This window comes from Bifidobacterium parmae (assembly GCF_002860365.1).
In the GTDB taxonomy this organism is placed as follows: Bacteria; Actinomycetota; Actinomycetes; order Actinomycetales; family Bifidobacteriaceae; genus Bifidobacterium; species Bifidobacterium parmae.
This window is the reverse complement of sequence record NZ_NMWT01000022.1, coordinates 28,803-41,143: the sequence shown is the minus strand read 5'-3', so window position 1 is coordinate 41,143 and position 12,341 is coordinate 28,803. Positions and strand designations below refer to the sequence as shown.

Below are 12,341 nucleotides of genomic sequence, written 5' to 3'. Positions count from 1 at the left end.
CGTGCCGTAGGCGTCGGTTCCGTGCCATAAGCGTCGGTTCCGGCCGGCCCATGGCGCGGAAACGCCACTGAGAGAGCCCTTGGCGTCGGTTCCATGCCAGTCACTGGCCGGAGACGACGCCAAGGGCTCGTTTTGCGTCGCCGCCGGCCATCCTTGGCACAACAACGACGCCAGGACCCGCATCGGCGTCGTCGTTGTGCCAAGGATGGCATGGACCCGACGCCGATGGGCGGACGATCAGCGCCGGATCACTCGCGGCGACGGCGGCGGATGGACAGGAACGCGAGGCCGGCCATGGCGAGCGCGAGCGTCGCCGTGGCGAGGCCGGCGACGGCCGTGCCGGTGCGCGACAGGCCTCCGGTCCCACCGCCGGTGAGCGTGCCGTCCTGCTTGCCGGCGGCGGGCGCGGGCTTGAGCGCCTTCCTCGCCGCCTCGAGTTTGGCGAGCGCGTCGTTCACGTCGGTCTGCGAGACGGTCGCGTCGTCGTGGACGCTGATCGCATTCTCGAGCGCGGCGCGGAACGCCTTCCACGTGACAGGCGTGTAGTCGGCCTCCTTGAGCGCGGACGCGGCGGCGATCGCGGATTCGAGCGCCGACTTGTTGACCGTGTTACCTTCGGTCGGATTGACGGTGACCGTGAACGTGGCGGTCTTCGTCGTATCCGACTTGAGCGCGACGGTGACGGTCTTCTCGCCGGCGGTCGTGGTGTCGAAGCCGGACGGGTCGGCCAGTTCGTAGTCGTCGCCGTAGGTCAGCGCCTTGGTGGTGCCGTCGGAGAGCGTGGCGGTCACTTCGAGGCCGTTCAGGTCCGGGCCAGCGTCGCCCACGGTGTAGGTCGTCTTGTCCGGTGCCTTGGTGACTGCGATGCTCTCGACGGTCGCCTCGGGCTGGACGCTCTTCGCCGTGACCGAAGCCATCGCGTTCTTGAGGTCGGCGGTGGCCTTGGTGACCTCGGCCTGCGTGGCGTCGGTCTTCTTCAGCAGCTTCCCGGCGGCGTCGATCGCGCTCTGCAGCGCATCCCACGCCTCGTCGGCCTCATAGTCGGCGGCCTCATAGCCTTTGGCCTCGGCGAGCGCCGATTCGAGGGCGGCCGTGTCGACCTTGGCCGTGCCGGCGGCCTTCGTCCAGGTCACCATGCCGGTGGAGTTGCTGTTCTGCACGTAGGTGGTGCCGTCGGAGCGGTTGTTGGTCGCGTAGAACGGAATCGCCTGGATGTCGATGTCCTGCGACGTGTCGCCGTCCACGTACTTGGCCTTGCCGGTGATGATCATCATGCGGCTGGCGTCCATACCTTCGATGAGCGTGCCTTCGGCGGCCTTGAGCGTGCTCTTCTCGCCGCGCTGGATCTGGATCTTGCGCGGGTCGAAGTTGGCGATGCCGCTGTTGAGCTGCGCGTTGCCGGCCTTCTCCATCGAGAAGACGAGCGGACCGCGTTCGATGGCGACCTTGCCCTGCTGGTCGGAGACCTTCTCGTTGCCCTCGGTGAGCTTGATCTCCATCGGGAACCCGAGGGAGACCACGTCGCCCTTGACCCACGTGCGGTCGATGGACACGTAGCCCTTGACGGCCTCGGCCTTGACCTTCTTCCCGTTGACCTTGATGACCGGGGTCTCGTCGCTCTGGCCCTTGAGCCAGCTGGGGATGCGCACCTTGAGGGTGAACTCCTTGGACTGCTCGGGGCTGACGGTCATCTCGACGTTGCCGTCGTTCGGGTAGGCGGTCTTCTGCGTGACGCCGACCTTCACGCCGGACACGCTGATGGTGGCCTCGCTGCCGATGTACATGTTGACGAACACGTTGTCGCCGTGCGTCGTGTACATGTATTCGGAGAGGCGTGCGAGCGTGCGCATGAGGTTCGGCGGGCAGCAGGCGCAGGCGAACCAGCTGGAACGGCCGAGCGTGCCGCCGTTCTTGGTGGGCAGTTCGAGCCTGTTCGCATAGTAGAAGCGGTCGCCTTCGAGGTTCACGCCGTCGAGGATCGCGTTGTACATGGCGCGTTCGACGACGTCCGCGTACTTGGCGTCCTCGTGCACGAGGTTCATGCGCAGGTTCCAGTTCGCCAGGGCGATGGAGGCGCAGATCTCCGCGTAGGAGTCGTTGCTGGGCAGCTCGTAGTCGGCGCCGAAGTCCTCGCCGTGGCTGGCCACGCCGATCGATCCGGTGACGTACGACTTGCGGTTGACGACGGAATCCCACACCTCGTCGAGCGCGTGCAGGTACGAGGTCTCGGTCTCGCCGCCGACGAGACGCGCGACGTCGGTCGCGCCCGCATACAGGTAGTTGGCGCGCACGGCGTGTCCGACCGCGTTGGTCTCCTCGGTGAACGGCAGCGCGTCCTGCGAGTATTCGCGCTGGCCGGACGAGTAGCCGTCGTACTGGCTGTCGCGCAGCTTCGGATCCTCGCCGCGGCGGTCGATGAGCGTCTTGGCGGTCTGGACGTACTTGTCGCCGGCGCCTTCGCCCTCATGCTGTTCGACGAGTTCGGAGAACTTGGCGAGCGCGAGCTCGATCTCCTCGTGCCCGGGGACCTCGTGGCGGGTGCCGTTCGGCCCGAACAGGCTCACGATCTCGTCCGCGTAGCGCTTGGCGGCCACGTACAGGCTGTAGTCGGGGTCGCCGATGCCTTCGCGGTAACGGGTGTATGCGACGGCCGACTCGATGAAGTGGCCGGCGTTGTACATCTCGTGGTTGTTGAAGTTGCGCCAGCGGTGGGTGCCGGGGGCGCGGCCGCCGGAGTAGCTGGAGGAACGCAGCGTGAAGTGCGTGTTGATGTAGCCGTCCGCGTACTGCACCTTCTGGATGAGGTCCACCCATTCGGCGAGCTTCTTCTCGAGGCGCGCCTTGTGCTCGAGCACGGCCGGGTCGGTCTCGTCCTTCATCGCGGCGAGCGTGTAGCTGATCGCCTCGAGGGACTTGTAGATGTCGGAGTCCTGGAACACGAAGCCCTGGAACGCCGAATACTCCTCGCCGTTGAGCTTCTTCACGGCGTTCTCGAAGTTCGGTTCGCCGCCGGACGCCTCCTCGATGTGCCCGATCGACACTTCGAGGGACTTCATCATGTTGACCTTCTGCTTCGGGCTCCAGAAGTCGTCGGTGAGGGTCACGTTCTCGAAGGTGACGGACTGGTTCGCCGTGGAGGCGGCGACCTTGCTGTTCACCGTGATCTCCGCCTCGGCGGGGAACTCGACGCCGTTGACGGACACGGTGCCGGTCACCGTGAACGTCTTGCCGACCTGGTCGGCCGCGTACTTGGCCGGATCGACCTTGTCCCACGTGACGGGCATGAGCTTCGAGTCGAAGGTCTCGCCGAAGTCGTAGGAGACGGTCTTCTGCCCCGTGTTGTGCGTGGAGGGCGTCGAATCGTCGAACTGGATGCCGTCGACGACGACGCTGTTCGGCAGGATCGGCGCGGTGCCGGCCACGGTGGACGTCTTGTACGTGTCGACGCCGGTGACCTCCTCGACGGCGACGGAGGCGGTCGCCGTGCGCGTCTCGCCGCTGGTCCTGTCGGTCATGGCGACCTTGACGGTCCCCTCGCCCTTCTTCGCGCCGGCGACGGTCACGGTGGATCCGGTCCTGTCGCCGACGATCGAGAGGGCGTCGCCTTCCGTGCTCCACTGGTAGGCGAAGTCGCCCGCGTAGCCGGAAGGCAGCGGGGACGCGGTGTAGGTGGCGTTCTCGCCGTTGACGATCTTCGCCTTGCCGGTCACCTTCGCGGCGACGAACTCGTCGGTGACGGTCTCGCCGTACACCTCCCATTCGCCGATGCCGATGCCGGTCTTGGCGTCGACGCCGTCCGGGCGGTCGACGAGCAGGCGGATGCGCGTGGTCTTGACGGGGTGTTTCGCGTCGATGGCGACGCCGTTCCACGTGCGGTTCTTGCCGAGCGTCGCGCCGTCGGTGGTGCCGACGCCGACCGTGTCGACGCTCTTGCCGTCGGCGTCGATCATGCCGGTGACGTCCGTCCACTGTTCGGCGGCGTGGTCCCAGTACTGGAGCCTGGCGCTCTTCGGGTATCGGACGCCGCCGCCGTCGGCCCACCACATGACGCGCATGCTCTGGATGTTCCGCGGCTCGTCGAAGGTGAGCTCGATGGGCTGCGGGTATGTGAGGTCGCCGGCCTGCTTCCACGTGTTCCATGAGGTCTTGGAGTCGGTGGCGAGGTTCATGTCGTTGACGTTGGCGGTGGACGTGCCGGAGTTCGTGTAGCCGGCGGAGACGACGCCTTCGGGCGCGATGTTCTTGCCTTGGGCGATGCCGGGCTGGAAGTCCTCGGACTGCGCGCCGTACACCTCCCATTCGCTGATGCCGATGCCGTTCCTGCCGCTGCCGTTGCGTTCGATCGTCATGCGGATCTGCGTGGTGGTCACGTCGGCGGCGAACAGCACCTCGTTCCAGTACTTGTTGGCGCCGTTGAGACCGTTGCCGTCGGCCGTGTCGTATTTGACGCCCATCCGGTCGGTGGCCTTGTTGTCCTCGTCGGCCATGCCGGTGAGCCGCCTCCACTCGCCGGTGGCGTCGTCGAGGTATTCGATGGTCGCGGACTTCGGGAAGGTGACGTTGTCCGTGGACGTGATGTCGTTGCTGTCGGCCCACCAGATGACGCGCGAGCCGGACAACTGCTGCGGGGCGTCCCACTTGAGCCACACCTTGGTCGGATAGTCGACGCCGCCCTGCGCCCACGTGTTCCATGAGGTCGCGGCCGCGCCGGCCAGGTAGCCGTTGTTCACGTTGGCCACAGGCGTGTTCTCCTTGTCCGCGCCGGCGGTGGCGTAGAGGGCGAGGTTGACGAGCTTCTTGCCCGCCCAGTCGACCGCCGCCTGCGCGGGCAGCGCGGTGACGAGCATGGCCAATGCGGCCAGCACGCCGACCGCCGCACGGAATACGCGGCTCTTCAGCGTGTGGTCTCGGATGTGTTCGAGCACATTCTCTCCTTACATGACGTGCGCATGCGGTGCGCATGACGTTCGCACGATGTGAACTTGAACACCGTTGTGGGTTGTCTCTCACCGTGCCGTCGGCTTCTTCCTCGTTAGCGTTTACAGCCCTTGTCTCCATTGACTGTGAACGCTCTCGAACCAACGCCCACAAGTCTATAGCAATGAGAGAAATCCCGCATTGAGAAAAGGGTTTCACCGCGTGTCGCAATTGACAGAACGCATTTCTTGTAAAAGAAAAACGCTTTCGCGTGCGTTTTCGTGCGGATGGCGCGTAGCTTTATGCTCTCTTCTGCGGCAGCAGATAGAGGTCATCGCCATCCGCCGCCATCACCATCGGAGCATTGTGTAGACGGTTCAGCATCCGCACCGTCTCGCAGAACGGCCGCACATGCGGCAGACGCGCATCGCGCATCCTTGCGAGCAGCGCATCGGTCCGCTCCATGTTGAACCGATTCACGGCATCACCCATGCCGATCAACGTGTCGTCTACCGGAATATGGTCGCCGATTGGTGTAGAGGAGATCGTTTCGCCGAGTTTTCTCCCGAGGAACGAGACACCGTCAAGCAACCTGCCTTCGACCGATTCGTTGGATTTCTTCTCGATCGCGTTGTAGCAATCCGTGTAGAAACGGAGATAGTCGAGCCTACGATCTTCGATGTCGTCGGCGATCTTCGTCAGGTATTCCGCATCAAGGTTCTCGCTCAACATAGGTTCCAGGAACGAGGCGAACGCATGATTGTATGTGGCGAGCTGGTATTCCTTCATCACATCGGCGATATCGTCCGATCGTTTGCCGACGACGCCACGGACCTCGAGGAATCCTCCTTCCTTTAGCAATGTCGAGATCTGCGCACGTAGATGAATACTCGACGTCGCCATGTCCTGTCTGATGTCGAGCACTTTCATATGGCTGTTGTCCCGCCATACGTCATTGTCCCAGTTGTACTGGTAGTCGTTGAGAATGCCGACGAGCGTTTCGGCGTCTCCACGCAGCTGGGCCTTGTCTTTCTGTTGGAGGTACCGGAACATCCTACGCTGTGTGTCCTGGATGGCATCGAGTTTGCCGTTGATCTGCATGATCGCTGCGGCGATGAATAGCATCGTGGGGTCATAAGGCATGACTCCGGTGGTCTGGAAGGCACCGCCCGCCGCCTCATGCAGTCGCGCCTGTCCGAATCCGTTGATCGCGTCCCTGAACGACGCCAGAAGACCCGACCCATCCTTGAAGTGCTGCAGAGCCGCCGCGTTAAGCGGATTGCCGAAAGCGTCATTGACGAAGAACAGATTATCGGGAACGGACACTGAGCCGACAACCGTACGGATAGCGTTGGGCAACGATGCGAACGCCACTCCCAGCGCCGGCAATTGATCCAGAGGAATGGCGATCGCCTTGTCCGTATCGACGTCGATGTCCAAGGACTCGAGTTTCACCTTGATGGAGGACAGGCTCTTCGCGATTTCCTTCCGGCTGGGATTCCGGCGCCCATCCGCTCGAGTCACCGCATTGTCCGCTGCGTTGACGCCATTGCCCATATCATTCATCCCCCTCGATTGATGCCCCACGTTCCAAGTCTTTATCATAGCGGCGCATGGGCGAATCCCTCAACATTCATGATATCGATTGCAGTCACCCAGATGCCCGTACCAGTCCGCCCCATCACTTCGTTCTCCGTACGCCCTGTTCCTCCAGCTCGTGGATGACACGCCATGGGGCGTCCAACTCGTTGGCGTGCATGCGGACGACCGATAGGCCCTGCCGCTCCAGGCACTGCTGCCGACGGCGCTCATCGTCGACGACCTCGCGGATCGCTCTGCCGGAGGTCATGTCCGGGTCGACGTATTTCCGTGTTCCGTCGAATTCCAATGCCACCTGCCCATCATCCGACGTCCCATCTCTCGATATCCTCCAGAGAAAATCGACGCGATGGCGGCGATTCGGATAGTCCAGACACGGGAATTCGACCTGGATATCGTCCGGAGGACAACCCATGTCATGCAGCATGCCCCGTGCCGACGATTCACCGCCGTTCTCGCTGCGCGCGTCCGCCAGATCGAACGCCCGCATGACGGTTCGGCGATGACTGGAATACTTCACCGATGACGGATACGCGAGCAGAACGTCCTTATCGACGAAACCGGAACGTACCGACGAGTCGATGGGGGCCAGCGAATACCTCAGATCCAAGGTGGCAGCGCAGTCGAACAGAGTGCGCAGCAACCCCGTCACCTTCACACCTTCCAACTCAACGACCTCGGGGTCGGAGATGACATACCGCCTCAACCGACTGGTGTTGCGGTAGTGCGCGTCGGGAGATCCAACGACGTGCAACGGCCATGCCAGACGATAGGAACAGTCCAACCGATGCATGACGGCCGCGGTGGGACCGCTGAACACCCAATCGGGATGACGCTTGGCCAATGCGCGGACGATGTGACGGATCCGTTCGTAACGGTCGAGGGCATTCCAATAGTCGGTCTGCGCATACAACCCACGGAAAGGCTTCACGATGGCGCCGGAACGCATGCGACGCTGAATCGCCTTGAATTCGGTGTCCGTGGGAGCCACGACGCAACGCTTCTCCCGACGCGCTTGGGCGAACAGCGCATCAACCGCATGATGCCTTACCATGTCCTCATTGTAGAGGGGTTCGGCGCCGCGAATCTCGGGGACGAAACCCCCGTTATCCGGAATCTACAGCGCCAAACACCCGTTTTGATGGTGCCATTCCGGGTGTTTGGCGCTGTAAATCGAGGATAACGGGGGTTTGGTACGGGGAGGTGTCTGGAGGAAGAAAGAGAGGGGAAGTGAGAGAAGGAAAAGAGAAAGAAGGAAAGAAGGAAAGAAGGAAAAAAGAAAGACAGAAGGGAAAGGAACGACGGAAGGGAAAGGAACGACGGCGTGGAATTAGGAACAGGCAGGGAACGAACAAGGGTCCATCCCGGATGGGGTGGACCCTTGAACTACCAATCGGTCAGCGGAACGAACGTTCCGCCGTCAATCAGTGACGACTTGCCGGCATTGATTGATGCGTGTGTCCTCCAGGCGCACCGAAGGAAGGCGTACGAAGGTACGTCGACCGAGGAGCAACGACGAGGACACTCCGCCGATCAGTGACGGTTGTCGAGACGGTGGTACATCTCGGACAGCTGCAGTTCCTTCTCGAACTGGCGGGCGGTCGTCTTGTCGTCGATGACGGCGAGCTCGACGCCGGCGATGCGGGCGAAGTCCTCCCAGGCCTCACGACCGACGGAGGTGGTCATGCAGGTGTGGTGGGAGCCGCCGGCGGTGATCCAGCACTGGACGGCGGTCTTCAGATCCGGCTGCGGCTTCCAGACGGCGCGGGCGCACGGAAGCTCCTTGAGGGAGCCCTGCGGCTCGACGACGTCGACGACGTCCATGAGCAGGCGGAAGCGTTCGCGCTCGTCGGCCATGGAGACGACGACGGCATCCTTCTTCGGCTTGCCGGAGAAGACCAGGCGGACCGGGTCAGCCTTGCCGCCGATGCCGAGCGGGTGGATCTCCAGCTTCGGCTTGGCGATGGTGCCGATGGCCGGGGAGACCTCGAGCATGTGGGAGCCCATGTCGAGCTCGTTGCCCTCGGTGAAGTTGTAGGAGTAGTCCTCCATGAGGGAGGCGCCACCCTCAAGGCCGTAGCCCATGACGGCGCCGATGCGCACGAGGACGGCGGTCTTCCAGTCGCCTTCGGCGGAGAAGCCCCAGCCGTACTCGGACGGGAAGCGCTGCGGGCCGACGCCCGGCAGCTGCGGCAGGGCGCCGAGGTCCTCGAAGTTGTCGACGCCGGCGGTGCAGCCGTTGGCGCGCATCATGTTGACCATCGCGGCCTCTTCCTTGGCGGCGATGAACAGGGAGTCGTACTTGGCGTCCAGCAGGGCCGGGTCGACGTCGTACTTGGCCTTGTAGTCCTCGATGATCTCCTTGACCTGGTCGTCCTTGACGGCGTCGTACGCGGCGACGAGCTCGTTGACGGCCCAGGTGTTGATGGAGGCGCCGAAGACGCGCTCGGCCTCGGTCTTGTCGCCTTCGGTGACGGCGACGTTGCGCATGTTGTCGCCCCAGCGCATGACCTTCATATTGTTGGAGGCGTCCCAGCCGGCGCAGGCGCGGGCCCAGGTACCGACCTTCTCGGCGACCTCCGGGTCGGTGTAGTGGCCGACGACGATCTTGCGCGGGATGCCGAGGCGGGAGACGATGTAACCGAACTCACGGTCGCCGTGGGCGGCCTGGTTCAGGTTCATGAAGTCCATGTCGATGGTCTCCCACGGGATCTCCTTGTGGTGCTGGGTGGCCAGCTGCAGCAGCGGCTTGGTCAGCACTTCGAGGCCGCGGATCCACATCTTGGCCGGGGAGAAGGTGTGGCACCAGGTGATGACGCCGATGACGTTCGGGTCGGCGGAGGCCTCGACCATGAACTGCTTGACGCCGTCGGAGGACTTCAGGGTCGGCTTGAGGACGATCTTGGCCGGGATCTTGCCGGTCTTGTTCAGGTAGTCGACCATTTCGGCGGAGTGCGCGGCGACCTGGCGCAGCGCTTCCTCGCCGTACAGGTCCTGCGAGCCGACGCCGAACCAGATTTCCTTGCCCTCGAAGGGGTTCTCCATAACCATGTTTGCTTCCTTTACTTCGTTGTGATGGATGGAATCACATCTCGAGTCCCGTTTTCGCAACGGGACCCAAAGTCTTTTCCGTTGTTTCTTGTGAGGTCTCTCCCCCACCCGGCTTCGCCGGGAGCCCCCTCCAGAGGGGGCCGAAGAAAAACCCTCAGTGCTGGCCGTAGACGTTCTGGTAGCGGTCGTTCAGCTTGTCGATGTCGGCCTGGTCGATCTCGATGATGTCGCCCAGCTGACGGGCGGCCCACATCGTGTGCGCGACCTCCTCGGTCATGGCCGCGGCCTTCACCGCGCCCTCAGCGTCCTTGCCGATCGTGAACGGACCATGGTTCTGCATGAGCACCGCCGGAGACTTCGGATACTTCTTCAACGTCTCGACGACGCCCTCGCCGATCGCCTCCGAACCGATCAGACGGAACGGGCCCACCGGCACCGGGCCGCCGAACTCGTCGCCCATCATCGTCAGGCCGCACGGGATGTTCTGGCCCGTCGCCGCCCACGCGGTCGCATACGTGGAGTGCGTGTGCACCACGCCGTACACGTCCGGCATGTTGCGGTAGATGTACGCGTGGGAGGCGGTGTCCGAGCTCGGCGCCTCGGTGCCGTCGACCACGTTGCCGTCCAGATCGACGACGACCATCGAGTTCGGCGTCAGGTTCTCGTAGCGCACGCCGGACGGCTTGATGACGAACAGGTCCGCCGTGTGCAGACGCTGCGACACGTTGCCCGCCGTCCACACGACCAGGTTCCACTTGATCAGCTGCTGGTGCAGGGTGGACACGACCTCGCGCACCTGCTTGACCTCGGCACGCACCTCGGGACCGTAATCAGCCAAAGTTGCCATGATTGGTTTTCCTTTCCGATTGGGATTGACGTTTATGAAAATCTGCGGTTGCTTGGATTGCTTGGGACTCGGCCCGCGCTCACTTGTCTTCGAGGTCGATGCTCTCGATGGCGGTGTGCTCGATGGGCAGGCCCTTGCTGAAGCGCGCGAAGAAGTCCTCGAAGCCGACGACGTCGCCCGCGTAGGGCTCCTCGGTGGTGGATTCGGCGTCCTTGAAGACGCAGCCGTCGAGGTAGTCGGCGAGGTTGTCGTGGGCCTCGTCGGTGTGCCACAGGTAGTCGGCGAGCACGGCCATGCCCCAGGCGCCGCCTTCGGCCGCGGTGGACATGACCTTGATCGGCGTGTTGAACGCGGCGGCGAGGATCTTCTGGGCCACCTTCGGGGTGGTGAAGATGCCGCCGTGGCCGACGAGGGAGTCGATCTGCACGTGCTCCTGCTTGGTCATGACGTCCATGCCGATCTTGACCGGGGAGAACGCGGAGAACAGCTGGGCGCGCATGAAGTTGCCGAGGGTCATGTTGGCTTCGGGGCTGCGGGCGAACAGCGGGCGGCCTTCCGGCAGGCCGGCGAGGAATTCGCCGGAGCGGAACGGGTAGTTGAGCAGGCCTCCGCAGTTGGAGTCGACGTCGTCGGCGATGGCGGCGCGGAACAGCGTGCCGTACAGGGTGCCGGCGTCGACCGGGTTGCCGATGGCCTTGGCGAACTGGCCGAACAGGCCGACCCACGCGTTGAGGTCGGAGGTGAAGTTGTTGGCGTGGCTCATGCCCGCGAGGTCGCCGGCCGGGGTGGTGACGAGGTCGACTTCCGGGTGGAGGGCCTTGAGCTTGTGCTCGAGCACGACCATCGCGAAGATGGAGGTGCCGGCGGAGACGTTGCCGGTGCGCACGCGCACGGAGTTGGTGGCGACCATGCCGGTGCCGGCGTCGCCTTCCGGCGGGGCGAGCACGACGCCGGGCTGGAGCGCGCCGGACGGGTCGAGCAGCTTGGCGCCTTCGGCGGTGAGCTCGCCGGCCGGGGTGCCGGCGACGAGCGGCTTCGGCAGGAGGTCGGTGAGCTTCCACGGCTGGGCGGCGACTTCGGGCAGCGCGTTGAACTTCTCGATGAACTCGGTCTCGTAGTCGTGGGTGGTCGGGTCGATCGGGAACATGCCGGAGGCGTCGCCGACGCCGAGGACCTTCTGGCCGGTGAGCTTCCAGTGGACGTAGCCGGCGAGCGTGGTGAAGTACGCGACCTTGCCGACGTGCTCCTCCTTGTTGAGCACGGCCTGGTAGAGGTGGGCGATGGACCAGCGCTCGGGGATGTTGTACTGGAACAGCTCGGAGAGCTTCTTGTGCGCTTCGGAGGTGTTGGTGTTCTGCCAGGTGCGGAACGGCACGAGCAGTTCGCCGTCCTTGTCGAAGGCGAGGTAGCCGTGCATCATGGCGGAGAAGCCGATGTGGCCGATGTGGCTGAGGGTCTCGCCGTAGGCGGTCTTCACGTCGTTGGCCATGGACGCGTAGGCGGTCTGGAGGCCCTTCCAGATCTCCTCCTTGGAGTAGCTCCACAGGCCGTCCTCCAGATGGGAGGCCCAGCCGTAGTCACCGGAGGCGATGGTCTTGTATTCGTCGTCGATCAGGACCGCCTTGATGCGCGTGGAACCGAATTCGATGCCCAGCGAGGTCTTGCCGGCGCGAATCTTCTCCGCGATCGTGGCGACCTGCTCGGAGGCGTTCGTTGCTGCCATTCTGTGGACTCCTTCTGACCGGCCGGCCATCACCGCCCGATCGTCGTTCCTTGGGCGCTGACCGCACCCCTTCCTTGGGTGGCCGTTAACGCTCACAATTTCCGTATTCATTGTAACGGCCCCATGGCCGTATCACAACCCCGACGTGCCCTGAAAGATAACGGTTTGATAACAGGTCATCGGCGCGTCTGATACCCCGCGGCC

At 63.8% G+C, this 12,341-nt stretch carries 6 protein-coding genes; all 6 read right to left on the bottom strand.

Annotated elements, in window-relative coordinates:
- Positions 1 to 248: 248 nt before the first annotated feature.
- The 6 genes from Uis4E_RS07690 to Uis4E_RS07665 all read right to left on the bottom strand — a co-directional run bounded on the left by Uis4E_RS07690 (position 249) and on the right by Uis4E_RS07665 (position 12,137).
- Positions 249 to 4,925: a beta-L-arabinofuranosidase domain-containing protein gene (locus Uis4E_RS07690; RefSeq protein WP_101622606.1), complete on the bottom strand. Its 4,677-nt coding sequence runs from the start codon at positions 4,923 to 4,925 to the stop codon at positions 249 to 251.
- 292 nt (positions 4,926 to 5,217) lie between these two features.
- Complete coding sequence (locus Uis4E_RS07685; RefSeq protein WP_133125429.1) at positions 5,218 to 6,474, bottom strand: hypothetical protein; 1,257 nt, start codon at positions 6,472 to 6,474, stop codon at positions 5,218 to 5,220.
- Between the two features lie 124 nt (positions 6,475 to 6,598).
- The gene (locus tag Uis4E_RS07680) at positions 6,599 to 7,570 is read right to left on the bottom strand and encodes a CTP synthase (protein ID WP_243394432.1); all 972 of its coding nucleotides are present in this window, start codon (positions 7,568 to 7,570) and stop codon (positions 6,599 to 6,601) included.
- Between the two features lie 479 nt (positions 7,571 to 8,049).
- Entirely contained in the window at positions 8,050 to 9,567 is a 1,518-nt protein-coding gene (araA, locus tag Uis4E_RS07675) for an L-arabinose isomerase (protein WP_101622604.1), read from the bottom strand.
- A 154-nt stretch (positions 9,568 to 9,721) separates the two neighbouring features.
- The gene (locus Uis4E_RS07670) at positions 9,722 to 10,414 is read right to left on the bottom strand and encodes an L-ribulose-5-phosphate 4-epimerase (protein WP_101622076.1); all 693 of its coding nucleotides are present in this window, start codon (positions 10,412 to 10,414) and stop codon (positions 9,722 to 9,724) included.
- A 79-nt stretch (positions 10,415 to 10,493) separates the two neighbouring features.
- A complete protein-coding gene (locus Uis4E_RS07665) occupies positions 10,494 to 12,137 on the bottom strand; it encodes a xylulokinase (RefSeq protein ID WP_101622603.1) in 1,644 nt (547 codons plus the stop codon).
- Positions 12,138 to 12,341: the final 204 nt, after the last annotated feature.